Below are 26,891 nucleotides of genomic sequence, written 5' to 3'. Positions count from 1 at the left end.
GTGGCACTGGCCCGGTCGGCGGGCGCGGTCGTGGTCGGCAAGACCGTCACCACCGAATTCGCCACGTTTCAGCCGGGGCCGACCCGCAACCCGCGCGCGCCGGCGGACAGGCCCCGCACCCCCGGCGGCTCGTCGAGCGGATCGGCCGCCGCCGTCGCCGCAGGCATGGTGCCGCTGGCCTTCGGCACACAGACCGCGGGATCGATTGTGCGGCCGGCCGCCTATTGCGGCGTGGTGGGCTACAAGCCCACGCATGGCACACTGCCGCTGGCCGGTATCAAGCCGCTGGCACCAAGCCTGGATACGGTGGGCGTGCTGGCCCGCCGCGTGGACGACGCGGCCTTCTTCATCGGCACCCTGGCGCGCGATGGCGCGCTAGCGGACGCGTCGACGCTACGCCACGCGCCGCTGCGCATCGGCATTTGCCGCACGCCGCATTGGGAACGTGCTGGTGCCGATACACAAGCCGCACTGGACACCGCGATCCGTGCGCTCGAACGCCTCGGTGGCACGGTGCGCGATTTCAACCTGCCGCAGGCTTGCCACGGGCTGACTGAAGCCCAACTGGACATCATGGCATTCGAGGCACTCGCCGCATTCGCGCCGGAAGCACGCGAGCACGCAGAAGACTTCAGCGCGGCTTTCGCGCGCCAGCTCGAAGCGGGCCGCGCCGTCACCGGCCAGCGCTTCCATGTCGCGCTGGCATACGCGGAAGCGGCCCGCACGGCGTTCAACACGGCGATGGCAGGATTCGACGTCGTGCTGGCCCCGAGCGCCGAAGGCGAAGCGCCTGCTGGCCTTGGCGCCACCGGCGATCCGATTTTCTGCCGCATGTGGTCGCTGCTGGGCACCCCATGCGTCCATGTGCCGACGGGCACCGGCGCCACCGGCATGCCGGTTGGCGTGACCGTGACGGGGCCGCGCCATGCCGATGCCCGCGTGCTCGGCATGGCTCATCGCCTTGAGCAGGCGCTTGGCGCCAGCCTTGCCTGATATCTGGAGACCAAATTGACCGTATCGAACCCGCCCCCCCTCGCCAACGCACAAGCCATTGCCGAACGCGCACAGGATCATGTGGGCGCCGGGCGCCTGGCCGCATCGCTGGCAGCCCTGGCCAGCTTTGGCCTGCGCCACGACGGCGGCGTTTCCCGCGAAACACTGACCGCGACCGACCTGGCCGCCCGGCGCCACCTGATCGACCAGGCACGCGCGCTGGGCTGCACCGTCGGCATCGACGATTGCGGCAACCTGTTCTTCCGCCGCCCCGGCCGCGAAGACCTGCCGCCGGTGCTGACCGGCAGCCACGCCGATACCCAGCCGGTGGGCGGCAAGTACGACGGCGCGTACGGCGTGCTGGCCGGCCTGGAAGTGATTGCCGCGCTCAACGCGGCCGGCATCGAGACCTTGCGCCCCATCGAGGTCGTGTCCTGGACCAACGAGGAAGGCAGCCGCTTCGGTCCCGGCGCGATGGGGTCGAGCGCTTTCGTCGAACCCGCCCGGCTGGCAGGCTATCGCGACGTGGCTGACGCCGCCGGCATTCGCTTCGGCGAGGCGCTCGATGCCGCGCTCGCGGAAAGCCACGATGTCACCAGGGTGCCGATGGCGCGGCCCATGGCGGCATGCGTCGAACTGCACATCGAACAGGGGCCGGTGCTGGAAGGCGCAAATGTGCCGCTGGGCGTGGTCACCGGCATCCAGGCGGTGCGCTGGTTCCGCGTGGAATGCACGGGTACGATGGCCCATGCCGGCACCACGCCGATGGCGGTACGATGCGATGCGATGGCCGCGGCCATGGCCATCGCGCAAGACCTGTACGCGCTGGCGCCGCGCCATGCGGCCACCCCCGGCACTCCCGAACTGCGCCTGACGCTGGGCCGCTGGAGCGTGGCGCCGAACTCGGTCAACACCATTCCCGGCCACGTCACGTTCACGGTCGATATGCGCTGCCTGAACGACGCCGCGCTTGACCGCGCCGAAGCGGCACTGCGCGCGGCGTGCGTCAGGCACGCACATGCGCCCGAAGCGGTCACGGTCACGCGCTTCTTCCATCGCGAGCCGACGCATTTCCCCGAGGCCATGCTGGGCACCATCGAGCGCGCCTGCGCGCGTGCCAGCCGCAACGCCGGCCGCGCGCTGCCGGTGCGGCTGACCTCCGGCGCGTTCCACGACGCCATGTACCTGGCCGACCATTGCCCCACGGCGATGATCTTCGTGCCAAGCAAAGGGGGCATCAGCCACAATGCCGCCGAAGATACGGAAGGCGCCGATCTGTTCCTTGGAGCCCAGGCACTGGCTTACACTGTCGCCGAACTGGCCAGCCGCTGAACGCATTGACGTACGGCGCCTGGTGGCCGACCCAAGTCCAACCAATTCCGAGCCTGCATGGCAAAGACCGAGCAACCCACACCTGAAGCGGCCGACAGCAAGTCGGCCACCCTGACGCTTGGCGTCAAGCTGCGCCACGCCCGGCTGGTGGCCGGCTACACGCTGCTGCAGCTCGCCGGAAAGGCGGGTTGCTCGGAAAGCCTGATTTCAAAGATTGAGCGCGGGCTGGCAACCCCGTCGTTTACCACGCTGCACCGGCTGGCCGTGGCACTGGACACCAATATCGGCGCGCTGACCAGCGACGAGGAGCCAAACCAGTCACCGATCCTGCGGCATGGTGAACGCCCGGTGATCCGGGCCGGCGGCGTGGCGCTCGAACGCGTGGTGCTGCCCAAGCGTGGCGGCCTGCTGCAGGCCAACATCCACATCGTCTGGCCCGGCGAGGCCAGCGACGGGCAGATCGAGCACCAGGGCGAGGAAGTTGGCTACGTGCTCGAAGGGCAGCTCGAACTGATGCTCGGCGACGACGTCTACCTGATCGGCCCGGGCGATGCTTTCACGTTCTCCAGCCAGGTGCCGCATGGCTACCGCAATGTGGGCGACGTGGTGGCCAGGGTGCTGTGGGTGAATTCGCCCGCCACCTTCTGAGACGGACGGGAGCGGGCTTGCGCAGGGAAGCCCGTGGCTCGGGTCAGGCCCGCACGAAGGCAGACTTGGCTCAGAGCCCCGACGGCTTCAATCGTCATCGTGCCAGCGGTGCCACTCGCGATGGCGCCGCCTCCACTCGCGTTCCCTCCACCGCTGCTCGCGCCACTGTTGTTCACGCCATGCGCGTGCCTGCCAATCGTCGTAGTAATCAGGCGCCACTACCACCGGGCGCGGAGCAACGTAGACAGGGGCCGGTTCGTAGTACACCGGGGGCGGAGGCGCTGCAACCACGACACCTGGAATACCGATGCCAATTCCGACGTCTACCCTTGCCTGGGCGGCGCCAGACGCAAGCATGGATGCGGCTGCGATTGCACAAACTGCCAGGATCTTCTGCATGATGCTGTTCCGTCGAATGTTGCTGCCGATACCTTATGGCGTTCTCGCCCTGTTTGGTATGTGCAGAACCTAAAGCTGGTTACCTCGTGTAACGGCGGCAGGTTGTGACAGTTGACCACGGCGCTTGCGAGTCTTGTAAGGCTTTGTATCCACTGCGAAGTCAGAGGCTGTCGCATCAATCCTTGTTACGGTCTCTGCCGCGACCGTTGCCACTGTCGGCGTCACGATTCCGCCCACGGTCATCACCGCGGTTACCGCCACGGTCATTGCCCCGGTCCCCGCCATGCTCTCCGCGCCGGTCCCGGCCGCGATTCTCCGCTCGCTCATCGCCCCGGTTCCATCCACGCTTCTCGCCGCGGTTTTCGCCTTGGTCTCCACCACGGTTCCAGCCGCGGTTATCACGGCCGCTCCAGTCACGGCCCCTGTTTCGCTGCTCGTCCCGGTCCCAGCCTCGATCCCAGTCACCGCCCCACTTTCGGTTGCCGCCGTAGTACCTTCCGCCGTCCCAATCGGAGTAACCGCCGCCGTAAATCGGACGCGAGTATCCGCCGTGGTAGTAGCCGTCATCATAGGGAGCGACGGCGCAGCCGGTGAGAAGTGCTGCCGTGACCACGGTGAGCACAAATAGGGGTTTCATGGTGACCTGCGCTTGCAGTTGGCGAATTTGCCGCAAGGATACCGACGGGCACCTCCCCCGGTTGTAAGAAATCGTGTCCCGAGCGCGAAGTCGCCGATGACGGCAGCACCGATCGTCAACGTGCCTGAGATGGCGAGCCAGTCGGTGCAGGGATCGAAACGATTTGGGGTAGCCGCATGGGGCTACAAGCCGGTCTTAGTGTTCTCGACGCATGCTTTTGCGTAAGCGATTGCTTCGGTCATTGCCTCGCCCTCGCTATTGAACGAGGCTTTGATCTTGTGCCGCAAGCCTGGGACAAACTCGTTTGCGTGATCGATTCTTCGCTCGAACAATACCGATGCCTCCCAGGTCCCGGACTTAGACTTCCAGACCGTGCAGTGGCAGTAGTACTCCCCTTCTTCGACCCAGACATGGCTCGACATGGCGACCTCCCAGCGTTTCGAGGCATCCTAGCATGACGAAAGAACGCACCATCCGGCATCAACTGCGGCGGCGCATAGGTGCCAATCCGTGGGTCTGGGTGGGCGATTTCAGAGGGGTTCAGCCGTGATCATCTACCCACGCTTTCGCCCAGGCAATGCCGGCTGCCGCGGCACGCTCAAACGAGGGGTAGTACCCCAAGGGATCCGATCCTTCTTCGATGCGGCCGTCCTTCTCAACTGCACCGGATGCCTCGAAGGATCCGTCGCCAAGCTGCTTTGCAAAGCCGCGGACGATGTAGCCCTGGTAGCTTTCGATTGTCATGACGACCTCCGACTTAGATAGGAAAATCGTAGCATGAAGAAACTGGTCAACCCGACCCTCTGACAGAAATGAGGTTCACCCGCCATAGGGACGATACACTTGCAAGCTCGGGCTATATCAAACTCACGCTTGGAGGAACCACGATGGCAAAGCTAGTGGTGCTATACAAGAAGCCTGCGGACACGGCGGCGTTTGATTCATATTACTTCTCGACCCATGTTCCGATCGCCAAGAAGATCGCCGGACTGAGACGCTACGAGGTCAGCAGCGGCCCGGTTGCAAGCCCGGCCGGCGCTTCGCCGTTTCACCTGGTTGCGGTGCTGAGCTTCGATTCGCTGGCGGCGCTCCAGCAGGCAATGGCTTCGCCTGAGGGCGCCGCAGCAGCAGCTGACCTGGCCAATTTTGCCCAGGCCGGGGTTGACATGCTCATCTTCGACACGAAGGAAGTTTAGGCCGGCGGCGGTGCAAAGCACATGGCCGCCCCCAGCGCTCCGCCTCTTCTGGCCTCCCAAGAGCCAAAGCCGACTTAATTTGCAGCTGCCTTTGAGGCCTGTGCTGCGCGACGTTGCATGCCTTTCGAGGCCACCTGCGCAGCAGTATTGAAGCTGCTCTCGGCCGCTTGCACGGCCTGTTTTGCCGTCGTTTGCATCGACTCATAGAGCGTAGTGGTCGCGCTGACGGCCTCCTGCCAGGCAGCCAATGGCGCCGCCGCCGCGCCGGCGGGCGTTTGGCTCACCACGCTTCCAAGGAAGTCGTGCAGACCCTGCTTGCCTGCCGTGTACTGGACCTCGGCGACCTTCTCGAACTCCGCCCGGGTGGCGGCGAGGATGTCGTACAGTTGACGACGATATGCCAGTACATTGTCGGCCGCGGGTTGAAATAACGCGATTTGCAATTCGACCAATTCTTGCGGGTCCTTGGCTGAGAGCGCTTTCCTTGCGCCTTCTCGTGAATCAGCCAGCGCCGTCTTCATCGCTTGCAGATTCAGCTCCAGCAGTTTTTCGAAGCCTTCAAAGGCCTTGCCGGTCAGCCCGGTCAGGGCTTCAATGCCTGCCATCTGGACCTTAATGAATTGCTCGGGGGACCACTGAGTCATCTTGCGTCTCCTAAGTGCGACCCGCCACCTGAGCTATCCGATGAGAGCTCCGACGGGACCGGAATCGAGTGGAAAACAATTGCTGCATCGTGACCCTGGCAGGCCACGCCGATCAGACGAAAGCGCGCCAACGCCGGCAGTCGCTTCCAGCTAAAGCAATACGCTCATAAGGAGGCCTGGCGAGCCTGACCCTCGCTTGCGCGAACTCGCCCGAGGGCTTTCAGAAAAGCGTAGCCCTGGATTGTCACCTGAGGGCGGCTGTGGTTTGGCCCAAGGCGCTCAAGCGTAACCAGTTTATACGCGAGCAGCGCGTCCATATCCGCGCGGTCCAGCCCCGTTGGGTCGGAGCTGCCGCTTACCAGCACAAGCGTGGCGAATTCATGATGACTCAGCACAGTCGTCTCCCAAGCTGTAGGTTTACTTTTGCTACGGGACTTCACTACTGTCCGTGACAGCCGGCCTGGTTTGCACAGGCCGCTTGTTTCGTCTCGGACGCGAGGTTCTGGCTGGCGGGTGCTTGTTTTCGCACCCGGAACGTTCATCTTAGTTGCTCGCCACCTTGTGTTCAATGTGATTGCAAGCATGTTTGCCGTAATCCCCGGTATTTTCTCCTTTACCAAAACGTGCGCAGGGGCAGATCAACGAATATCGCAACATGACATACATTCAGGTTCGGGAGCACCATTCGCCGACCGACCGGACGGCTTGCATTAGCGCAACTCGCCGAGGTCCGCTACCGATATGTCGCTGCTGGGGAAAGGCATGGAGCTTCAGGCCGAATGAGGACCGCTCTGCGTCAAAAAAAACGCGTCGCCGGAGTGGTGACGCGGGTGGTAGTAGCAGGACTTCAGGGCGATTCTATATTGACTTAGATTTTTCTTACGTCAGAATTAAGCAAGACCTTGACTCTCCAGATCTGAAGCCAAGGGGCAAGGTGAGCAGGGCAACGCTGAGTTGAATTCAGTAGCACATTGAATCAGACCGGCAACCCCGCGCGGGATGGTGTGAGTGGAGGCAGAAATGACAACGGCTCGGGCTGGAACCAAAGGGGAAGCCATCAGGCTCCTGGAGGCAGAGGGGGTCGCGCTGGTCGAGCTCGATTATGAGTCAGGTTGGCAAGATGCTATTGAGCTCGGGCGCCTTGGTAATAAGGTAGGGATACGGGTGGAGTACCGCGGACACGAAAGCATTGCCGTGAAGTCCCTCGCGGCGCTCATTGCTGGCCTCAGCCGGCCGAAGGTGTCCTTCCGGCAACGGAACCTGTACTGCCAGTTTGCATTGGACCAGCTGGCAGCCAACGAGTTGGTTGCCTTGGAGACAAAGGCCATGAAGGCTGGCGACTACATCCTGGCCGGGCACCTGCTGCGGGACGTCGATGCCGTTTGGACTGAGTGAGCCTGGATCGAGGGGATTTTCCTCGGATTCGGCGATCGGAAATTTGCGCACTCAGCCCGTATCGCGACTCGCCCGCCTCATCATCAGCGCTCTGATCCAGAGGTTAACCCGCAGATGCTGCCCGCCCTCCTCTTCGGTATGCTAGGGGTTCGGCGCGCCGTAACGCATCCAACCATATTTTGGCGACGGGGCGATTCTGGGGCGGGACTTCTCAGCACGCAACCTGTGTGCACCAAATGTCGAGGACGAGATGGCGACTGGCATCGTGAAGTGGTTTAACAGTGAAAAGGGCTATGGGTTCATCACGCCGGATGATGGCGGCAAGGACTTGTTTGCCCACCACAGCGAAATCCAAGGCACCGGGTTCAAATCGCTGGAGGAAGGTGCGAGAGTGGAATTCGAAGTCACGCAAGGTCAGAAGGGCCCACAGGCGTCAAAGATTCGCCCGCTATAGTCGACCTGCCCACCTGACGGCCTGAATTGACAAAGCCCTCCACGAATTGCGAAGGGCTTTTCTGTTTTGCGGCTGGTGCCAGCCGCATCCGGGGGGTCGCTATTTCCTGCGCCAATATCGACTGACAACAGCATTCCGGGCTCAGCGCGACAGACCTCGGGCTCATGGCGACGGAGGTAGTCGACCACCGTTGCGAGTTCCAAACGGAGCCGCTTGCCGCCCCGTGTAAACTCCTGCATCGGCGGATCGCCAACCATCCCCTATTGAGGAAGAACATGACTCGACAATCACTTCGTACGCTGTGCCTGACCCTGCTGCTGACCGCTGCCACCACACCGGTGCTGGCCGATGACCTGAAGAACGCCGTGGGCGGCGGTCTGGGTGGTGCCGCGGGCGCCGCCGTCGGTGGCGCACTGGGCGGCAGCACGGGTGCCGTGGTCGGCGGTGCCGTGGGCGGCGGTGCGGGCGGCGCGGTGACTGCCAACAAGAAGGAACGAACCGGCGCCATCGTGGGTGGCGCGCTGGGCGGTGGCGCCGGCGCGGCGGCCGGCAATGCCTTGGGCGGCCGAACCGGCGGCATCGTCGGTGCCGCGGCCGGTGGTGCAGCGGGTTCGGCGCTGGGCGGCAATGTGTCGCGCAACAACTATGCCGATGACCACAAGAACGGCAATCGCGGCAAGCACAAGGGCCACAAGAAGCATCGTCACGACGACTGAGTGAGGCGACGCGCGATGGCGCCCGTCACTTGGGCATCCATCCCATCGCGCTCTTAACCGCATCGCGCGGCGGCACCTGCGAAAGCGAATGTCGCGTCCGCCAGCGACGACATCAGAATTTCCAGAACAGGAATTGCCGATGCTGTCGCGCATGGGGCTTGCGAGGAGCCCGGGTCTCAGGACTGAACCGCGCATCCGGGTCGATCACTCGTGCGCGCAGCGCCATGTCGTAGAACGCGCCCACCATCGGCAGCGCGCTATGCGCGCCCTGGCCCCAGTCGTTACCGAGCGTCACACGTCCATCGTCAAAACCCACCCACGCGCCCGCGACCAGTTGCGGATGCATCAGGATGAACCAGCCATCCGCGTTGTCCTGCGTGGTGCCCGTCTTGCCGGCCACGTCGGCGCGAATCCCGAAGCGCGTGCGGATGCCTGCGCCGGTGCCGCGGATAATGACGTCGCGCATCACATCGACGAGCGTTTGCGCGGCGGCGGCGGACAGTGCCTGTTCCGGCGATGCGCTCGCAAATTCGGCGAGCACCTTGCCGTCGTGATCCTCGATCCGGGTAACCATGCGCGGTTCGACATAGGCACCGCGGTTCGCGATCGTGCTGTACGCCGATACCATTTCCTTGAGCGTGACCGGGCTCGTGCCGAGCGCGAGCGACGGCACCGCTTCGAGGGGACTGTCGCGCACGCCCATCGCGCGCGCGAGCCGTGCGACCTTCTCGGGGCTTTCCTTTTGCATGAGCTGAGCGGTGACGCGGTTGCGCGAATACACTAGCGCGTCGCGCAGCGTCATCGGCCGGTCGGTGGGCGGCGCCGCATCGGTAGGCCGCCAGATCGCCTGGCCGGCCAGTGGAATGGCGACGTTCCGGTCTACGATCGTATCGCCTGGCCGCGCGCCGTCCGCGAACGCCGCCCCGTAGACGAATGGCTTGAAGGTAGAACCCGGCTGGCGCCGGGCCTGCTGCACGTGATCGAATGGTGCATCACCGAAATCGCGACTACCCACCCATGCCTTGATATCGCCGTTGCGCGGATCGATTGCGACAAAACCCGCCTGGACCTGAGTCTTGCTCCGGCAGAGTGCGCGGACAAACGTGCGATTCATGCCGAGCTTCCTGAGCGCGACCTGATCCGATTGACCAGCATCGCGTGCTGCACGATAGTCAGGCGTTTGCCGGATGAATGTCCGGAACAGGTCGTTGCCTGGCCAACAGCCAGTGCGTTCGTTCCATGCCCCGTTCGCGATCCATTGCAACTGGCTCGCCTGCCAGTCCATCGCCTGGACCGCCATCGTCTGCAGACGGTAATCTATGGTTGTGCGCACGACAAGCCCGTCGGCATAGATGTTGTAGCCGTTGCGCTCGGCCCATGCGATCAGCCACTTGCGCAGTTGCGCGGAAAAATGCGGCGCCGCGCTTCGTGGCGCGCTCTGCAACCCGAAATTGACGTTGAGCGGTTGCCGCCTCAGCCAGGTGTAAGCGTCGGGCTTGAGCTTCCCGTACTTGTTCATCTGCCCTAGCACGGTGTTTCGCCGCTCCAATGCGCGCTCGGGATTCAGCACTGGGTTGTAGGTGCTGTTGGCCTTCAGCATGCCGACGAGTGTCGCGCTCTCGAGGATGTCGAGTTGATGCGCCGATTTGCCGAAATACGTGCGTGCGGCCATTTCCACGCCGTAGGCGTTGTACAGGAACGGCACATTGTTCAGGTATGTCTCAAGGATCTGATCCTTGCTGTACACGGCTTCGATCTTGAGCGCCGTGATCGCTTCCCTGAGCTTGCGTGCGAGGGTCGGCGCGCGGCCGATTTCGTCGGGATACAGGTTGCGCGCAAGCTGCTGCGTGATCGTCGAGCCACCCTGTCGGTCGCCGGAGAACGTATGCAGCGCAGCCGACGCGGTACGCAGCCAGTCGATCCCGTGATGCTCATAAAAGCGGCGATCTTCGGTGGCGATCAATGCAGCGACCATGTACGGCGAGATCTGCCCGAGCGATACCCACTCGCGATTGACCGGTTTGAATTCGTCGATCACTCTGCCGTCGGCCGATACGATCAGCGCTGGGCGGTCGATGCGGGCTTTGCGGATGTCGCCGATGCCCGGCGTAAACGGCACGAGCGCCAGCACGTACAGCAGAAACAGCGCCGGCACCGCGGCAAGCGTCAGCATGATGCCGCGTCGCGTCGGGTGGCCAAGGCGGCGCAGCGCGCCGGGAAAGACGCGCCTGGCTATCGTGATGCCGGCAGCGGCCAGCGATTGGATGCGGATGAGCCACCGTGCGCAATACTCACGAAAAAACAATATACAGCGGCGATTCACGGTGGCGGGACGCTTTGCGGAAAGAGCGGCATCGTACCAAAGCGGAAGGAAGCATCTGTTGGCAACACGGGGCTGCGGGGGCGGCATTAACAAACGATTACATTTGTTTCGTACGGCGCACGTTCGCTGCCTGTGCCTCTGGCTTTGCGGTCATTTTTGCGATCAATGCCGGCCGGCGGCGTATTGCATGCGAGCGCGCGTCGGCGATCCGAACTCCTGCGCTCGGTCCAACATCTTGTCGGACAGAGACGGATAGCACTGCGACAGCGTTATCCCTAAGATTGGCTCGCTCGATCTGGCATCTTCGTGGGAGGCGCAAGGCATGCAGGACATTCTGATTCTCACCGGCGGAGGACTATTGCTCGCCGCGATCCTTTTCCCCGGGCTCCGGCGCCGGCCAAGAAAGTGAACGACGCGGAGTCGCGACTGCAATTACCAAGCCCGTCAGAGCCGGCGACTAAAGGGGCATGCCTATCGGCGAACCTGCCCTACCTGGCCGAGCGGACCCATACCCTGCGCCAACGCCAGCAGGCCGCCAGGCGCGCTGCTCTGCTGCCAGACGGAGAGGTTGCTCAGGCCCCCAGCCATCGCCACATACTGTTGCGGGTGAGAGCACTCGCCGACGCGCTCGCTGAACGGCGCGGACATGGGAAGGCGAATCCGCGTTGAACCCATGGATCGGGTCCGGAAGCCTCACGGCAACACCCAGAAGGATCCGGAGGATTTCGCGCTGGCGCTTTGCCCGAGCCATGCCCGCGTCCCCGACGTCCGAGCGTTCTGAAGGGCAGACAGCCGGTCGTGATCTGGCTCGTCAGGGTCCGCTTCCGGAAAGCGGACATCCATTGAATTGACCTCTGACGCGATTCAGCGGCCCATGCGGCGGTTGTAGCTGCGCGAAATTCGCGCCATCAACGCTGGATCGTGTGCAGCCATGCCGTCGAATTCCACCCGCACGTAGCCGTCTGCCTGCTGGTGCACACCGGCCATCACCGTCGTGGTATCCAGACTGCCGACGACCACGCCATTGACCGGGTCCTCGACGCTGATCGCCAGGCCCTGGTCGCGCATGGCCCCGGCTGCTGCGGTGAAGGTGCGATCGAAGCTGGCCGGCCCCATGACTGTAAAGGCGCCTGTTCCGGCCGGTTCCAATGTACATGCCGAAAGCGCCAGCATGGCGCCGCTGACTATTAGTGAGAGTCGCATGATGATGACTCCTTCCGCTAGCCCCGGATCGAAAATGTACGCGTTGCGACTTCAGGCGAGTTTTCCACTCGCTGATCGCTAAGACACAAGATTAGGCGACGTTGGCGCATAGACCCAGCTTGCCAGGTGCGCGCCCGCACCCTGCGGATGCCGGCCTGCTCACATGACTAGGCTGCGCCCGCCCCGCGCCCCGCGCGTGCCAATGCCAGCGCAAGCCTTGCTCCCACCTCGGCGTTGTGTTTCACAAGCGCGATGTTTGTCGCCAGGCTGCGTCCGCTCGTCAGCGCCTTGATGCGAGCCAGCAGGAAAGGCGTCACGGCCTTGCCGGTGATTCCCTGCGCCCTGGCCTCGGCAAGCGCCTGCCGAGTCAGCGCGTCGATCTCCCCGGACGTCATCGCTGCCGCTTGCGGCACCGGTGTGCTCAACACCACGCCGCCCGCCAGGCCCAAGTCCCACTTGGTGCGGATGAAGCGTGCCTGCTCCGCCGCGTCGTCCAGCCTGAAGTCAGCACGAAAGCCGCTGTCGCGCGTGTAGAACGCAGCAACATTGTCTTGCTCACAACTGAGCACCGGCACACCGTGTGTTTCCAGGTATTCCAGCGTGAGCCCGATGTCCAGGATGGACTTCGCCCCGGCACAGACCACCGCCACCGAGGTCCTGGCCAGTTCCTGCAGGTCAGCCGAGATGTCGAAGGTTTCCTGCGCACCGCGGTGCACGCCGCCAATCCCGCCGGTGACGAAGACCTCAATGCCCGCCAGCGCGGCACATATCATCGTGCCGGCCACGGTCGTGGCGCCGAGCCCGCCGCCGGCCAGCACGGCTGGCAGGTCGCGGCGGCTCACCTTGTGTGCCCGCTCCGAGCGCCCCAGCAGCTCCAGCTCGTCGTTCGAAAGCCCGATGCGGATTCGCCCGCCAATCAGCGCGATCGTCGCGGGCTCGGCTCCCAGGTCGCGGATCAGGGCCTCCACTTCGCGCGCCGTGCGAACGTTCTCCGGGTAGGGCATGCCGTGGGCGATGATGGTGGATTCGAGCGCCACGAGCGGGCGGCCGGCAGCCTGTGCAGCGGCCACAGGCGCGCTGAAGGTCAACCAGGAACGGGCAAGGTCGGCAACCATGTCGATGCATTCGGTGGCGTGAGCCGCATAGTGTGCAGCACAAGGCGGGTCCATGAGATGCAAGCGCGGGACCACCTCAAGGCGCCAATGGTACCGCGAGCAGGAATCGGACGGCTGACTCTGGCACCCAGTGAATCGCCTGCCCGCGGGTGCCACCTCATCACGGCCTGGAATATCGTTGTCATAGCCGGGCGGGGTGCTGCCGGGAACCTCACGCTGAGGTATGCTGCCGCTTTCGGATCGATTCTCTCCAGAGGGGCAAATGCGGCGCGTCGTGTTCAATCAGAAGGGTGGGGTCGGAAAATCGACCATTGTGTGCAATCTCGCGGCGATCAGCGCCAGCGAGGGCTTGCGCACCCTGGTCATTGACCTGGATGCACAAGGCAACTCCAGCCAGTACCTGCTTGGCGCGCGGGCCGCGGAGGCAAGTCCGACCGCGGCGAACTTCTTCGAGACCTCCCTGACCTACAACTTCAGGCCGGTGGACTTTACGTCCTTTGTCCACCCGACGCCGTTCGAGAACCTCGATGTGATGCCGGCGCATCCTGACCTGGATTCCCTCCACGGCAAGCTCGAATCCCGCTACAAGATCTACAAGCTACGCGACGCCCTGCTCGAGCTGGAGGCAGTCTATGACGCCATTTACATCGACACGCCACCGGCACTGAATTTTTATACCCGCTCCGCACTGATCGCCGTGGAGCGCTGCCTGATCCCGTTCGATTGCGATGACTTCTCGCGCCGTGCCCTCTACACGCTGCTCGATAACGTGAAGGAAATCCAACAGGACCACAACGACGGGCTGCAGGTCGAGGGGATCGTGATCAACCAGTTCCAGCCGCGAGCCAGCTTGCCGCAGAAGCTGGTCGACGAACTGGTAAGCGAGGGCCTGCCAGTACTTGAATCGCGGCTATCTGCATCGGTGAAGATCCGCGAATCGCATCAGCATGCCACCCCCATGATCCATCTGGATCCGCGCCACAAGCTGGCGCAGGAATATGTGGCGTTGCACCGCGAGCTGGCTGGTTGAGGAATCGCCAAGGCGCGCTGAGATCGATTTCCCCACGCAATGACACTGCCGGGCGTCAGCTTCCTCGCGGCCGGTCAGAACCGATGCCGCATCCCCGTGGTAACCACCACCTGATCGCGCCTGGCGGAAGTCGGGTAGCCGAAAATCGCCGCCGTAGTCGCTTCGCCCATAGCACGCTGGTAGCGCCCGGTCAGGAAGATGTCAGTACGCCTGGACAGGAACTGGTCCACGAACAGCGGAACGGAAACGGACCAGGCTGCAGCCTCGGGCAACCGGGGCCGCGAACAGCCTGGCGCGCAGCGCATCGAACTCGGCGCACTGTTGCGCCCGCCACGCACGGCGCGTGCTGTCGTCGATCCACGCGGCGTCCAGCCCGTTAAGCATGAACTCGCGCAGGTCGTCCAGGCCAAAGCCGAAATCGCGCACCATCATCCCCCGGGCCTGGCTGGCGGTGACGTGGTGCAGCACGGGATCGTCGGTGTTGGGGTGCACACGCAAGCCCATGCCCGGCATATGGCGGATCGGGTGATCGAGCGCCCAGCGCTCGCGCGGCCGCGTGCGCAGGTAGTAGGAATTGGTCGGCACCACCGTGAAGACGATGCCGCGGTCCGCGCAACGCTGCGCGAACTCGGGGTTGTCAATGGCGGTGTAGCCATGGTCGATGCGATCCACTTGCAGCAGGTCCAGCGCGGTGGCCACATTGGTCCAGGGCGTGCCGAACTCGCCGGCGTGGGCAGTGGTCTTCAGCCCGGCGGCGCGGGCCTTGCGATAGGCCTCGGCGAACAGCTCGGGCGGCCGGTCATTCTCTCGATAGTCGATGCCGATGCCGATCACCTCGTCGCGGCGGTCGGCGATGACCCAGTCGACCATCTCGACCGCCTCGGCGGGATCGGCTTCGCGGTCGATCGACGGCACCAGCCGCCCCACGATGCCAAACCCTGCCTCGGCATCGACGATCGCGCGCACGATGGCTTCCATGGCGGCGCGGTACGGAATGCCGGACTGTCTGACGGTGCCGGTGGGGTTCCAGAAGAACTCGCTGTAGCGGATGCCTTCGGCCGCCGCGTCCTGCAGGTTGCAGTACAGCGAATCGCTCTACAGCCTGGTGTGCGCGGGGCTCGCGGTCGGTCTGCTGTCCCGGCTATACGCCCAGGGCATCAACGATGTGGCGCTGCGTGCCGTGCCCCTGGGCAGCCCCAGCTTCAAGCGCCGCGTGGCGTTGATGATGCGCAAGGAACCGGCGCCCAGGATGCCGGCGGCCGCCGGCTGCTTCCGCTTCCTGTCCGGCGCGATCCGCTGCTGAGCGGCGCCCGTGCCGTCGCCAGGCCTGAAAAGATCAAGGTGTCAGATCCCCCTTCTTGGGGGGATTTGCGGTATTGAACTCTTGCGGTAGCCTTCAGCAACTCCCTCCGGGGACCAAATGCATCGCGCACTCTCGCGCAACGCGTCACGCACGAACAGTTTCACCGATTGCGTCGTAGTACTCGCGGCGTGGTTGCCTTGTCAGGAATATTCCTGCCCGTCCAGCCCCAGAGCATGTGAAAAACACGACGGAAGCCATCCAATGAACTGCCCGCGTGGCTGACTTATGTCGCTTAGGTGCAGTCGGCCAGGTAGTTGGCGGGCGGACAGTTCTCTCCGCCGCCCTAAACATCCCGGCATCCTATTCAACTCCGACGGTTCGTCCATGGAACAATGGCTATGAGGAAATGCTTTAGGGGTGTGCTTTTCGCGACGGTGTTGCCATCACTCGGCGGATGCATCACGGCTGGCGACTTCAACAAGAAGATCGCAGACACAGGCACGACGGTAGTCATTGGCTCGCCTGTCAGCGCTTGTGCACGTGCGAAAGCTGAATACGCCCTGTCCCCAACGACTATGCCGCCGGCCGCAGTGAATGCCAGCTTGTCGGGCAACCAGCGCAATCGCACTGATCTGCAACTCGGGCTGAGTATGCTGGCGTCCGCCACTTCCGGAAGCGCTGTGCCGGCATCAGCTGCAGCATACGATGATCATGTCACGGGCTTTTCACAAGGGCTGTTCGCACGACTCGGGATTGATCCGAGCGGCATCGAGGTCAATCTCGACGCTCTTGCGCCTGATGCAGTGGATCGCGCCAATCAGGTACTGACTTCGACGCTGTTTCGAGACCTGGCGCCAGCGGACCCTGCGGTTACCTCGTCGAAATTTGGCGGCGGCGAAATTACCATCAGCCGCCGTGAATGGACCGGGATGATTCAGGACGTATCGTTCGCCACCAGCGGCGAAGGGTGGGTCGGTGCGGCAGCGCAAGCGTTGGGCCACTACGCGAAGACCTATGGACTCAACCAGATAACAACTACTACGCAGGCGCAAGATGCCGCTCAGGTGACACTGCGGCTCCTCGTGGCGCGCTATGTGTCGGATTACTTCCGGAATGGAAAAATCGTCACACTCGATTTTGACTACCCCGACCTGAAGTCCAAGCTCCTTGACAAGCTCAAGAAGTCGATCAAGGACGAGACGGTCTTGACGGCTGCGGATGCCCAGATCGACCAGCTTGCCAAGGACCTCGGACAGCGGCTGTGCCAGGAGGAAGGTAAGGTCACCTCCTGCCGGATCCTGGGCGTACTGGGCGAGCAGACGTTTGTGAGTCGTGCGGGCAAGAGCTATGGATTTCCAGGTCTGGCCGCCACGGTCGATCTGGCGGGGGACAAAAAGGTTTCAACAAACAAGATCGACCCCAATGCGGTGGTTTCTGACTTGGTGCGTGTCCTGTTCGAGGCGACGGGTGACGACCGCATCCGCGTCCCTGGGGCAAAAAATTCTTCCCTGTGCAGGGCCTCCGCTTCCATGTGTGCAGGCAAGGACAACACTGACAAGCTCAAGCAAGTGGACAATATCGGCGACCGCGCCGAGGCTGGCACGTTTGCAGCCGTTGGCATTGCGATTCGAGGTGGCTGGCTGTTCTCGATCAACAATGAGGCGCTAGCCACTTCCATACAAACAGCAGTTGCCGTCGGCGTACGCAAAACCGCCGAAGGCGTGATGTGGTCGCGGCTCCAGAATTGTCCCGCCAATTTGGCCGCATTGGCATCCGTCGACGCGTCACCACGCACGGTCACATTGCGCCTGACGGAGTGATGCCGCACGCGGCAAGCAGGAAGGGAGGACTCCTTGCCTCCCCGCAGTTGCGGGTCGAGTCTAACCCGCAGCCGAAAACCAAGCTAACGATGGATAGCCGCCTGCGTAAGCCTGAGAGCCGTCACTGCCCATCACGCAAATGAATGATTTCAACGCTCGACGGGCATTCGGACGATGTCAGGCCTGCAAATCGAATGATGCAGGTAGCTGCGTCGGGGTCTCCCTCAACGTATTTGTCCAGAGCATGACCGATTTTATTGGGAAATCTGACAGGGATGAGGCGGAGCCGCGCGAAATGCTCCTCCATCCGAGCTCGGACGAAATGTTCGGATGTACCTAGACTTGTGTCACCCCAAAAAGTGTCATGAAAGACAAAGAGCTTTGAGAGTGCCAGGTCCCAAGGATTTACTGTGAAAGCCAGATCAACGGGGTGATTTCCCCACTTGTCATAGATGGCTTGGCCAACATGTCCGCTCCCCACTGCCGGCGCAAAGGCTGCGATCTTAATGCTACGAATATTGGGGTTGTCCAGCGGACGGACACGATTCTCCGGATCGTTTCCGAAATTGCGCTCATAAACAGGGTCGGCCACTGCTGAGAGGGCCACAGCCGTACCTCGCGAGTGCACAAGAAAGCGGAGATCGACAGGCTTCGAAAGCCGATTCAAGATGGGCCGCAAACCCCTCTGGCCAGCGTAGTTGGAGCTCAGAAGCGCATCCGGCCAGAAGGTAAGTCGCGTTTGCTCCGTCATGATCTCCGGGTTGCGCGTTCGAAGTCCGTCCCAGTAGACCTCAAGAATAACCGCCGGCTTTTCACTTCCAAGCAGATTACGGGAACCGCTGTACAGCCGTTGCGCGGATTCGAAGTCCTCATTGAAGCCATGCACCAGCACCAGGAGCGTGTCGCCAGCGGCAAGCTTCGAATTGAGCGCTGCAACAACGGCATCTTCCGCTTCCCGCCGTTGCTCTGGACCGTACAGTCGCCGACCGTGATCGCCATGTTCAAGAATGTCGCTCAGTGCAAAGCGAGAATTCACGCCCGGCGCCCGTTGCGGCCAGGGAATGCTGGAAGCGTCTCGGGGATAAACATCCCCAAGCTGGTCGAAAGCCACCCTCACGAGATTGCTGGAAGGCGCTGGCTCACCAGCCAACACATAGTCGCCGGGAGGCCGCACGTGCATGCCTCCGCATGCAGCGAGCAGCAGGCAACTGCAAATCGCCGTTATGAGCCTCTTCATAGAACTCTCCTTCCTCTTGATTTTTAGGGTTTTTTACACCAGCGCCCACGCGATAAAGGAAGCCGACCAGGCGACCGCCAGGGCAGAAGGAAGCCTGCGCGATGCTATCAAAAAGAACGCAGGATGTGCTGGGCACGCAATCCGCAGTCGCATCAATGAAGTCAGCAACAAAGGAATGGCGGGCTGCTGTCCATGCAGGGGACGCATAGGGGTCATCGGCCTTGTCGATGGATGGCGGGGCAAGCCCCCGGGCTTACCCGGAGACGCGCCGACTGCTATTTCGCGGTGCGGAATACTCCGCCGCTTTCCTTGACGATGCCGCGACGCCTATGCAAAAGTCGGTGAAAACGAACGATCGTGCGGGAATACTCCCGACACCTCGTCACCGGGTCGCAACGCCGCCGTCCACGCCGACGCGGCCAGGTGCCCCGGCTTGCCGGGCGGCCAGCGTGCCGCATCGCACAGGAGACAACCATGCAGTACCTGCAACACGCATCTGCACACCCGCACCGTGAGCGCCACGGCGCGCCCTGGGCCAGGCCATCCCGCCCGCGCATCACAGCGCGCGAGCCGGCGCTGCCGCCCGCCTGAGTTCCACCCCCGACTTCCTGACCGTGGCCGCGCCTGGCGCCGCCGCGACGGAACACGCACGGCCTTTGCCGCTGCGTGCCTGGTTTCCCGAACCGCACGAGGTACCCCTGTGGCATTGTTCCTTCAACAGTTCCTGAACGGCCTGACGCTGGGAGGCGTCTACAGCCTGGTGGCGCTTGGCCTGACGCTGGTCTACGGCATCCTGCACGTGCCCAACTTCGCGCATGGCGCCTTCTACATGGCTGGCGCCTATGTGTCGTACTTCCTGATGACATCGCTGGGCGTGAACTACTGGCTGGCGATGCTTGGCGCGGCGCTGGTGGTGGCCGTATTGTCGATGGCTGCCGACCGGCTGGTGTTCCACCCGCTGCGCAACTCGCCCGAGCTGCACGACATGATCGCAGCGATCGGCATCCTGCTGTTCCTGGAAGCCGGGGCGCAGGCGCTGTGGGGCGCGGACTTCCACCGCATGCCCACGCCCTATGGCCAGATCGTCGACGTGTTCGGGCTGACCGCGCCGCTGCAGCGCCTGCTGATCATCGGCGCCGCCTTTGCGCTGATGGTGCTGCTGCACCTGTTCCTGACGCGCACCATGACCGGCGCCACCATCATGGCCATGGCGCAGAACCGCGAAGGCGCCGCACTGGTCGGCATCGACGCCACCCGCGTGACGCTGCTGGTGTTTGCCATCTCCGGCGCGCTTGCCGCAATCGCCGCCACGCTCTACGCCCCGATCAACCTGGTCTACCCCAGCATGGGCAACCTGGTGATCACCAAGGCCTTCGTCATCATCATCCTGGGCGGCATGGGCAGCATCCCCGGGGCCATCGTCGGCGGGCTGATCATCGGCATGGCCGAGAGCTTCGGCGGCTTCTACGTTTCCACCGACTACAAGGACATCATCGCCTTCGTGCTGCTGGTGGTGATCCTGTCGATCCGGCCGCAGGGCCTGTTTGCCGGCAAGACGGCCTGAGGAGCACAACACAATGAAAGCACTGCAAGGAAAAACCGGCTGGACGCTGCTGCTTGCGGCGGCCATCGCCTTCCCGCTGATCACGCCCAACAGCTACTACCTGACCGTGATGACGCTGGCCTTCATCTATGCCATCGCCACGCTCGGGCTGAACCTGATCACCGGCTACACCGGGCAACTGAACCTGGCCCATGGCGGCTTCATGGCCATCGGCGCCTATACGCTGGGCATCCTGACGGTGGACCACCAGGTGCCGTTCTGGCTGGCCTTCGTGCTGGCCGGCGTGGTCTGCATGGTGCTGGGCTATGTGGTCGGCGTGGTGTCGCTGCGGCTGAAGGGCCATTACTTCTCGATCTTCACCATGTGCGTGGGCTACATCATCTACCTGCTGATCGAGAAGTGGGAAAGCCTGACGCATGGCACGGTGGGCCTGATCGGAATCCCGGTGCCGGCCGCGATCGGGCCGCTCAGCTTCGACAGCGTGCAGGCGCAGTACTACCTGGTGCTGTTCTTCCTGGCGGTCGGCACCTTCCTGATGCACCGCATCGTCACCTCGCTGCTGGGCCGCAGTTTCATGGCGGTTCGCAACAGCGACGCCCTGGCCGAGGCCCTGGGCATCAACCTGATGCGCACCAAGGTGCTGTCGTTCGTGCTGTCGGTGGGCTACGCCGGCTTTGCCGGTGCGCTGTACGCCGGGCAGGTGCGCTTCCTGGGGCCGGATATCGCGCGCACCGACCTGACCTTCGACATGGTGATGTCGATGCTGGTAGGCGGCATCGGCACCATCTTCGGGCCGCTGCTGGGCGCGGTGCTGGTGCCGTGGATCACGCAGTCGCTGCAGTTCATGCAGGACTACCGCATGCTGGTGTTCGGCCCGGTGCTGATCCTGCTGATCATCTTCGTGCCGGACGGCATCGTGGGTTCCTGGCTGAAGAAGCAGGCACGCAAGGCCGCGGCCGAACGGCGTGGCAAGCTGGCGGCGCAGTTCCCTGCACAACCCGTCACCGCTGTCCCGACCACCCGCGCCGGAGCCGACCATGCTTGAGATCCGCAACCTGACCAAGAAATTCGGCGGCCTGACCGCGGTGCACGATGTCTCGGTGACCTTCGAGCCAGGCCATATCAACGCCATCATCGGCCCCAACGGCGCTGGCAAGACCACCTTCTTCAACCTGGTGGCGGGCACGCATGCGCCCAGCTCCGGCCAGATCCTGTTCAAGGGCGAGGACGTGGCCGGCCTGCGCGCCGACCAGATCGCGCGCCTGGGCGTGGCCCGCACCTTCCAGGCCACGGCGCTGTTCGACCGCGCCACGGTGCTCGACAACCTGATCGTCGGCCACCGCCTGCGCACCCACTCGGGCCTGCGCGACGTGCTGTTCAGCACGCGCCGCCTGCGCGAGGAAGAGCGCTTGTGCCGCGACAAGGCCGAAGCGGCGCTGGACTTCGTCGGGCTGTCGCACCTGGCGCATGAGGTCGCCGCCGATATCACGCAAGAGGCGCGCAAACGGGTGGCCTTTGCGCTGGCGCTGGCGACCGACCCGGAACTGCTGCTGCTCGACGAACCCGCTGGCGGCGTGAACCCGGAAGAGACCGTGGGCCTGGCCGAGCTGATCCGCAAGATGGTGCGCCATGGCAAGACGGTCTGCCTGATCGAACACAAGATGGACATGATCATGCGCCTGGCAGACAAGATCATGGTGCTGAACTACGGCGAGAAGATTGCCGAAGGCACGCCCGCGCAGATCCAGCAGGATCCGCATGTCGTCGAGGCCTACTTGGGAGCCGACCATGTTGCAGCTTGAACGCGTCTCGCTGTCGTACGGCAGCTTCCGCGCCCTCGACAACATCACCCTGCACGCCGGCGCCGGCGAGCTGGTGGTGCTGCTGGGCGCCAACGGCGCCGGCAAGAGCTCGATCTTCCTGGCGATGAGCGCGATCCACCGCATCAGCGGTGGCAGCATGCGCTTCGATGGGCGCGAGCTGTCGGGCATGAAGCCGTCGCAGATCGTGCAGGCCGGGCTGGTGCACTGCCCGGAGGGCCGCAAGCTGTTCCCGGCGATGAGCGTGGAGAAGAACCTGGTGCTGGGCGCCTACGTGCACCGGCGCGATGGTGCGGGTATCCGCAAGACGCTGGAAGAGGTCTATGAACTGTTCCCGATCCTGCGGCAGAAGAAGGACGACCCGGCCGGCTCGCTGTCCGGCGGGCAGCAGCAGATGGTGGCGCTGGGCCGCGCCCTGATGAGCCGCCCGCGCGCGCTGTTGCTGGACGAGCCGTCGCTGGGGCTGGCGCCGCTGGTGGTCAAGCAGATGTTCGAGATCATCCAGCGCATCAACCGTGCCGGCACCACCGTGCTGCTGGCCGAGCAGAACGCCTACGCGGCGCTGGGCATCGCGCATCGCGCCTATGTGATCGAGAGCGGGCGCATCGTGATGGAGGGGGATCGGGATACGTTGCTGAAGGATGAGGGGATTCGGAAGGCGTATATCGGGGGGTAGGTTCAGAGGAGCCGGCCTCGCGACAGCAAAACACAACCAGACCTAGCAAGTGCAGTACTTTCAGGAGACATAGCAATGCAAAGCAAGATCATGCGCCGTATCTTCCCGCTGGCCGCCAGCGCCGTGGCCGCCATGCTGGCCTCTGGCGCCGCATTGGCGCAGGAAGTGGTCAAGATCGGCTATACCGGCCCGCTGTCCGGCGGCGCCGCGCTGTATGGCAAGAACGTGCTGTCGGGCGTGCAGATGGCGGTGGACGAGATCAATGCATCCGGCCTGGAAGTCAAGGGCAAGAAGGTCAAGCTGGAGGTGGTGGCGCTGGACGACAAGTACTCGCCCGCCGAGGCCGCCATCAACGGCCGCCGCCTGGTGCAGCAGCACAAGACCCCGGCGGTGTTCGTCCCGCATTCGGGCGGCATCTTCGCGCTGCAGGCCTTCAATGAGCAGGAGAAATTCCTGGTGATGGCCTACTCCAGCGTGCCGCGCATCACCGACGCCGGCAACAAGCTGACCATCCGCATCCCGCCCGCGTACACGGGCTATATCGAGCCCTTCGTCAAGGCACAGATGAAGCGCTACGGCAAGAACGTGGCGCTGGCCCCGGCCGACCACGACTACGCCAAGGCCTGGGTGCAGGCCTTCGTGCCGGCGTGGGAATCGGCCGGCGGCAAGGTGGTGGCCAACAACCCGATGTCGTACACCAAGGCCACGGACTTCTACAGCGGCGTGTCGCGCGCGATGAGCGAGAAGCCGGACGTGATGTTCGTCGGCGGCCCGTCGGAACCGACCGCACTGGTGGTCAAGCAGGCGCGCGAACTGGGCTTCAAGGGCGGCTTTATCGTGATGGACCAGGCCAAGATGGACGAGATGGCCAAGGTCACCAACGGCCTGGGCATGCTCGAGGGTTCCATCGGCGTGCTGCCGCTGGTCAACGACAGCCGCCCCGCCGCGCAGAACTTCAACGCCAAGTACAAGAAGCTGCATGACGGGCGCGATGCCACCACCGAGATGTCGCTGAACTACACCATGGTGTACGCGCTGGCCGGTGCGATGAAGCTGGCCGGCACCACCAGCGACGCGGCAGCGATCCGGGCGAAGATGCCCGACGCGGTCAAGGGCCTGGCCAAGGAGGTCAACCCCAACGAAGTCGACGGCATCGACGCCAAGGGCGGTTCGATGGCCGACACCATCGTCGGCTGGGTGCAGAACGGCAAGATTTCGCAGGTCCGGCTGTCGGAGCTGGCGAAGTAAGCCAGGCCGCGACGGCGCCCGCGCGGCACCGCGCAAGAACAAACCCCGGCAGGCCGCGAGGCCTGCCGGGGTTTCTGCCTTCCGGGCTCCGTCAAGCGGGCCGTGCCACTGCCGGCGATCGCCGTCGCGCCCGTTGCGCGCCTCCATCTGGCCGCGTTAGTTCTGGGCGCGCTGTTGCTGCTGTTGCTGCTGCTGGCGCTGCTGCTCCATCTGCTGCCGCTGGCGCTCCTGCATCTGCCGTTGCTGGTCCTGCTGGTGCCGCTGCTGCTCCTGCATTGCACGTTGCTGCTCCTGCGCGGCACGCTGCTGCTCCTGCATGTGGCGCTGCTGCTGTTCCGCCTGCTGGCGCTGCATGGCCTGCTGCCGTTGCTGCTCCTGCACCTGGCGTTGCTGCTCCTGCATCTGCCGCTGCTGCTCCTGCATCTGGCGTTGCTGTGCCATCTGCTGGCGCTGAGCCGCCTCGGCCTGCCGCTGCTGGGCCTCCTGCATTTGCCGCTGCTGCTCGAAACGCTGGCGCTGCATCTCCTGGCCCTGCCGCTGCTGCTCGGCCATCTGGCGCTGGCGCTCCGCCTGCTGGCGCTGCTGGTCGGCGGCCTGGCGTTGCTGGGCTTCGGACTGGCGCTGCTGCTCCATCTGCTGGCGCTGGATGTCTTGCGCCTGGCGTTGCCGCGATTCCTGCATCTGCCGCTGCTGCTGGGCTTCGGACTGGCGCTGTTGCTCCATCTGCTGGCGCTGGGCGTCTTGCGCCTGGCGCTGCCGCGATTCCTGCATCTGCCGTTGCTGCTGGGCCTCCTGCATCTGGCGCTGTTGCTGGGCATCCTGCATCTGCCGTTGCTGCTCAAAGCGCTGCCGCTGCATTTCCTGCGATTGCCGCCCCGGATCGGGACGGTCCTGCCCATCCGCCCACTGGCGCTGCTGCATGCGCTGCTGATCCTGCTGGCGTTGCTGGTCGCGGGCCTGGTCCTGCCACTGGCGTTGCTGGGCGTCGCGTTGCCGGGCCTCCTGCTGTTGCCGCTGCAGATCAGGCGCCTGCCGCTGCTGCTCGCGCAGCGCGCGCTGCTGTTCCCGCTGCAGCTCCATCTGCTGGCGCTGCAAAACCTGCTGCTGTTCGCGCTGCATGCCCTGCGCCCGCCGTTGCGGGTCGGCCGGTCCGCCCGGCTGGCCCGGCTGGCCAACAAAGCCGCGGGCTTCGTCGGGCCGGCTGCTCTGGCCGCGGCCGTTGCCGCGCCAGGGTTCGCCCGGGGCGTTCGAATAGTTGCGATCGCCACGCGCGGGGCCATCGGCATCGCCGCGGCCGGCGCGCGGCTGCGACGGCGCCTGGTCGCGCGCGGCGATGGCCGCCTGGCTCATGCGCACATCGGGCGCCCGCTGCACGTCGCGCCCGGGCCGCCGCTCATTGCCGCCGCGCCAGGCCGGGCCGGCGCCGGGCACAACCCCGCCCTCGCGCGCGAAGCGGCGGGCCAGGTCGTCCGTGGCGGGCCGGCCCGGCGGGCGGGCGGCGATGGCCTGGCGCTCGAAGCCATGGCGGGCCTGCGGCGGCAGCGGCCGCATCGGGGCCGATCCCACCAGGCTGCCCTTGACCGGCGCCACTGGCGGCGCCCCCCTGGCCTCGCCTGCCGGCAGGTTGCGCCATTCGTCGCGATGCATGCCGCGCACCGGGCGGCCTTCGACGAAATTGCGTGCCGGCATGCCGGTGATGGCGCCGGGCACGTTGCGGTTGGCGTAAGGCGGAGGCCGGCGGTCGCCCATCACGAAGTTGTTCACGGTGACGCGATTGATGCGGGCGACATAGGTCGGGCTGGCGCGATAGACCGGCCGGTACGCGTCATGCGGCCCCAGCGGATACCAGGCCACGCCCGGCCCGCTGCCAACGCGCACGCTCCAGTTCGGGCCGCTAACGCCGACAAAGGCCACCACCGCGGGGGCGTAGCACGGGCGCACGCGCGGGCCCGGCACCCAGCCCCAGCGCGAGCCCACATAGGCCCAGCGGCCGTAGTGCGAAGGCGCGAAGCCCCAGGGCGCGTCGTCGATCCAGGTCCAGCCCCACGGCGCGATCCAGGCCCAGTGCCCGGCGCTGTACGGCGCCCAGCCGGCGCTGACCACGTGCGGGAACCAGACCGCGCCGTAGCCGGGGTCTTCCTGCCAGTCGCCGTAGCCGTCCAGCGCGGCGTAGCCCGGCATCTCGCGCGGCACGTAGCGGGCGGACGGCGAGGCGTCTTCGCGCGCGTCGCGGGCCGCGGTCCAGCGGTCGAAGGCGTCTTCCGGCGCGCCGCCGCCACCGGCGTCGGTCAGGTCGGTGCCGGCAAAGCGCATGCGGTCGCCGCGCTGCAGCTCGATCGAGCGGCTGTCGCCGTAGACCACGGCGCTGCCGTGGCGCATGGTCACGGTGGTGGTGCTGCCGTCAGGCGCCACATCCAGCCGGTAGTCGCCCGGCTCGCGCGGCACGAAGGCCAGGTTGGGGGTGTCGACCTCGACCGTCTGGCCCGGCGGCAGCGCGCGCACGCGCAGCTGCAGCGTGCCCTGGGTCAGCTTGACCTGCGTGGCGCTGTCGTCCAGGTTCAGGATGCTGGCCGCGGTGGCACCGCCCAGCCGGACCGCCACCGTGCCGGCATGCACCTCGGCACGGCCGCCGTGGTCAAGCCAAAGCCGGTCGCCGGTGGTGAAGGGCCGGTTCAGGCCTGCGGCAGCCCAGTCGTCCGAGCCTGCCGGCGCAAAGCTGAGATTGCCGTCGACGGCGGTCAGCGTGGCAATGCGCGAGGAAGGATCGGCTTGCTGGTACTGGCCGTCAGTCGTCGGCGCATCAAGATAGGCCTCGCCGGGAGGGCCGGCGGGCACCTGGGCCAGTGCAGCCGCCGCCACCGCCAGGCCGGCGGCGGCCATGGCCGTCAGCGCCAGCCTGCCACGGAACTGGCCTCGAGCAGGGGGGACAGATTGGGAAGGATCGAACATGGAAGTCAGGACCAGGACAAAACGCATAACGCACCGGGGCGGCCGGCCGATGTCAGCGGCAACCCTAATGTCACCATACATTGCCCCGGATGCCGCGGCACGCCCGGGGCGGCAGACTTTGTAAGTTCGTATTTCGCCATGCGGCCATGCCGCGCGGGCAGGACCGCTATCCCAGGCAGGCTGCGGGCG

General features: G+C 64.7%; 24 protein-coding genes and 1 pseudogene. 15 read left to right on the top strand and 10 right to left on the bottom strand.

Features of this window, described 5'->3' with window-relative positions:
• The 3 genes from AC3WQZ_RS31415 to AC3WQZ_RS31405 all read left to right on the top strand — a co-directional run.
• On the top strand, nucleotides 1–993 hold a 993-nt coding region (locus tag AC3WQZ_RS31415; RefSeq protein ID WP_492301890.1), incomplete at its 5' end, for an amidase.
• 15 nt (nucleotides 994–1,008) lie between these two features.
• Nucleotides 1,009–2,325, top strand: a complete 1,317-nt coding sequence (locus tag AC3WQZ_RS31410) for a M20 family metallo-hydrolase (RefSeq protein WP_492301889.1) — start codon at nucleotides 1,009–1,011, stop codon at nucleotides 2,323–2,325.
• A gap of 57 nt (nucleotides 2,326–2,382) precedes the next feature.
• A complete protein-coding gene (locus tag AC3WQZ_RS31405; RefSeq protein WP_010812743.1) occupies nucleotides 2,383–2,973 on the top strand; it encodes a helix-turn-helix domain-containing protein in 591 nt (196 codons plus the stop codon).
• 87 nt (nucleotides 2,974–3,060) lie between these two features.
• On the opposite strand, the gene AC3WQZ_RS31400 is transcribed toward AC3WQZ_RS31405, so the two are convergent.
• The 3 genes from AC3WQZ_RS31400 to AC3WQZ_RS31390 form a co-directional block, all read right to left on the bottom strand.
• Nucleotides 3,061–3,372 carry a hypothetical protein gene (locus tag AC3WQZ_RS31400; protein WP_010812742.1) on the bottom strand — a complete coding sequence of 104 codons (312 nt, stop codon included), beginning with the start codon at nucleotides 3,370–3,372 and terminating at the stop codon, nucleotides 3,061–3,063.
• 175 nt (nucleotides 3,373–3,547) lie between these two features.
• Nucleotides 3,548–4,009 carry a hypothetical protein gene (locus tag AC3WQZ_RS31395; RefSeq protein WP_492301887.1) on the bottom strand — a complete coding sequence of 154 codons (462 nt, stop codon included), beginning with the start codon at nucleotides 4,007–4,009 and terminating at the stop codon, nucleotides 3,548–3,550.
• A gap of 540 nt (nucleotides 4,010–4,549) precedes the next feature.
• A complete protein-coding gene (locus AC3WQZ_RS31390; protein WP_010812739.1) occupies nucleotides 4,550–4,753 on the bottom strand; it encodes a hypothetical protein in 204 nt (67 codons plus the stop codon).
• Between the two features lie 143 nt (nucleotides 4,754–4,896).
• Between AC3WQZ_RS31390 and AC3WQZ_RS31385 the strand changes: the two genes are divergently transcribed.
• Entirely contained in the window at nucleotides 4,897–5,205 is a 309-nt protein-coding gene (locus AC3WQZ_RS31385; protein WP_439672049.1) for an EthD family reductase, read from the top strand.
• A gap of 74 nt (nucleotides 5,206–5,279) precedes the next feature.
• Here the strand turns inward: AC3WQZ_RS31385 and phaP4 are convergent, their stop codons facing one another.
• Nucleotides 5,280–5,849: a TIGR01841 family phasin PhaP4 gene (gene phaP4 / locus AC3WQZ_RS31380; protein ID WP_058696555.1), complete on the bottom strand. Its 570-nt coding sequence runs from the start codon at nucleotides 5,847–5,849 to the stop codon at nucleotides 5,280–5,282.
• A gap of 1,020 nt (nucleotides 5,850–6,869) precedes the next feature.
• Between phaP4 and AC3WQZ_RS31375 the strand changes: the two genes are divergently transcribed.
• The 3 genes from AC3WQZ_RS31375 to AC3WQZ_RS31365 all read left to right on the top strand — a co-directional run bounded on the left by AC3WQZ_RS31375 (nucleotide 6,870) and on the right by AC3WQZ_RS31365 (nucleotide 8,414).
• Nucleotides 6,870–7,244 carry a hypothetical protein gene (locus AC3WQZ_RS31375; RefSeq protein WP_010812735.1) on the top strand — a complete coding sequence of 125 codons (375 nt, stop codon included), beginning with the start codon at nucleotides 6,870–6,872 and terminating at the stop codon, nucleotides 7,242–7,244.
• A gap of 250 nt (nucleotides 7,245–7,494) precedes the next feature.
• The gene (locus tag AC3WQZ_RS31370; RefSeq protein ID WP_010812734.1) at nucleotides 7,495–7,698 is read left to right on the top strand and encodes a cold-shock protein; all 204 of its coding nucleotides are present in this window, start codon (nucleotides 7,495–7,497) and stop codon (nucleotides 7,696–7,698) included.
• Nucleotides 7,699–7,973: 275 nt separating this feature from the next.
• A complete protein-coding gene (locus AC3WQZ_RS31365; protein ID WP_010812733.1) occupies nucleotides 7,974–8,414 on the top strand; it encodes a YMGG-like glycine zipper-containing protein in 441 nt (146 codons plus the stop codon).
• A gap of 112 nt (nucleotides 8,415–8,526) precedes the next feature.
• On the opposite strand, the gene AC3WQZ_RS31360 is transcribed toward AC3WQZ_RS31365, so the two are convergent.
• From AC3WQZ_RS31360 to AC3WQZ_RS31350, 3 genes are all read right to left on the bottom strand, one after another.
• Entirely contained in the window at nucleotides 8,527–10,737 is a 2,211-nt protein-coding gene (locus tag AC3WQZ_RS31360; RefSeq protein ID WP_492301886.1) for a penicillin-binding protein 1A, read from the bottom strand.
• An 864-nt stretch (nucleotides 10,738–11,601) separates the two neighbouring features.
• Complete coding sequence (locus AC3WQZ_RS31355) at nucleotides 11,602–11,940, bottom strand: hypothetical protein (protein ID WP_011617600.1); 339 nt, start codon at nucleotides 11,938–11,940, stop codon at nucleotides 11,602–11,604.
• A gap of 167 nt (nucleotides 11,941–12,107) precedes the next feature.
• Entirely contained in the window at nucleotides 12,108–13,055 is a 948-nt protein-coding gene (locus AC3WQZ_RS31350) for a pseudouridine-5'-phosphate glycosidase (RefSeq protein ID WP_041688181.1), read from the bottom strand.
• Nucleotides 13,056–13,317: 262 nt separating this feature from the next.
• On the opposite strand from AC3WQZ_RS31350, the gene AC3WQZ_RS31345 reads away from it, so the two are divergent.
• Nucleotides 13,318–14,085, top strand: a complete 768-nt coding sequence (locus tag AC3WQZ_RS31345) for a ParA family protein (RefSeq protein WP_058696556.1) — start codon at nucleotides 13,318–13,320, stop codon at nucleotides 14,083–14,085.
• A gap of 201 nt (nucleotides 14,086–14,286) precedes the next feature.
• On the opposite strand, the pseudogene AC3WQZ_RS31340 reads toward AC3WQZ_RS31345, so the two are convergent.
• A pseudogene (locus AC3WQZ_RS31340) lies at nucleotides 14,287–15,159 on the bottom strand (adenosine deaminase family protein); the annotation flags it as partial.
• Between AC3WQZ_RS31340 and AC3WQZ_RS31335 the strand changes: the two are divergent.
• A complete protein-coding gene (locus tag AC3WQZ_RS31335; RefSeq protein WP_492301884.1) occupies nucleotides 15,134–15,388 on the top strand; it encodes a hypothetical protein in 255 nt (84 codons plus the stop codon). The pseudogene AC3WQZ_RS31340 and the gene AC3WQZ_RS31335 sit on opposite strands and share 26 nt — an antisense overlap.
• A gap of 419 nt (nucleotides 15,389–15,807) precedes the next feature.
• Entirely contained in the window at nucleotides 15,808–17,208 is a 1,401-nt protein-coding gene (locus tag AC3WQZ_RS31330; RefSeq protein ID WP_136227877.1) for a hypothetical protein, read from the top strand.
• A 121-nt stretch (nucleotides 17,209–17,329) separates the two neighbouring features.
• Here AC3WQZ_RS31330 and AC3WQZ_RS31325 read toward each other — a convergent pair whose 3' ends face one another.
• On the bottom strand, nucleotides 17,330–18,445 hold the full coding sequence (locus tag AC3WQZ_RS31325; protein ID WP_136227878.1) for a hypothetical protein: 1,116 nt from the start codon (nucleotides 18,443–18,445) through the stop codon (nucleotides 17,330–17,332).
• A gap of 700 nt (nucleotides 18,446–19,145) precedes the next feature.
• On the opposite strand from AC3WQZ_RS31325, the gene AC3WQZ_RS31320 reads away from it, so the two are divergent.
• From AC3WQZ_RS31320 to AC3WQZ_RS31300, 5 genes are all read left to right on the top strand, one after another.
• The gene (locus AC3WQZ_RS31320; protein WP_010812722.1) at nucleotides 19,146–20,009 is read left to right on the top strand and encodes a branched-chain amino acid ABC transporter permease; all 864 of its coding nucleotides are present in this window, start codon (nucleotides 19,146–19,148) and stop codon (nucleotides 20,007–20,009) included.
• A 13-nt stretch (nucleotides 20,010–20,022) separates the two neighbouring features.
• Nucleotides 20,023–21,054, top strand: a complete 1,032-nt coding sequence (locus tag AC3WQZ_RS31315; protein ID WP_492292315.1) for a branched-chain amino acid ABC transporter permease — start codon at nucleotides 20,023–20,025, stop codon at nucleotides 21,052–21,054.
• Nucleotides 21,047–21,811, top strand: coding sequence for an ABC transporter ATP-binding protein (locus AC3WQZ_RS31310; RefSeq protein ID WP_492301882.1), 765 nt, complete (start codon nucleotides 21,047–21,049; stop codon nucleotides 21,809–21,811). Before AC3WQZ_RS31315 ends, AC3WQZ_RS31310 begins: the two co-directional genes overlap by 8 nt.
• Nucleotides 21,798–22,505, top strand: coding sequence for an ABC transporter ATP-binding protein (locus AC3WQZ_RS31305; protein ID WP_010812719.1), 708 nt, complete (start codon nucleotides 21,798–21,800; stop codon nucleotides 22,503–22,505). The genes AC3WQZ_RS31310 and AC3WQZ_RS31305 overlap by 14 nt, the downstream gene beginning before the upstream one ends.
• A 75-nt stretch (nucleotides 22,506–22,580) precedes the next feature.
• Nucleotides 22,581–23,753, top strand: coding sequence for an ABC transporter substrate-binding protein (locus tag AC3WQZ_RS31300; RefSeq protein ID WP_011617607.1), 1,173 nt, complete (start codon nucleotides 22,581–22,583; stop codon nucleotides 23,751–23,753).
• Nucleotides 23,754–23,909: 156 nt separating this feature from the next.
• Here the strand turns inward: AC3WQZ_RS31300 and AC3WQZ_RS31295 are convergent, their stop codons facing one another.
• Complete coding sequence (locus AC3WQZ_RS31295) at nucleotides 23,910–26,702, bottom strand: DUF6600 domain-containing protein (protein ID WP_492301881.1); 2,793 nt, start codon at nucleotides 26,700–26,702, stop codon at nucleotides 23,910–23,912.
• Nucleotides 26,703–26,891: the final 189 nt, after the last annotated feature.

This window comes from Cupriavidus sp. FW305-26 (assembly GCF_058787975.1).
Note: the sequence above shows the minus strand (reverse complement) of the source record. Positions and strands in the feature narration are given on the sequence as shown.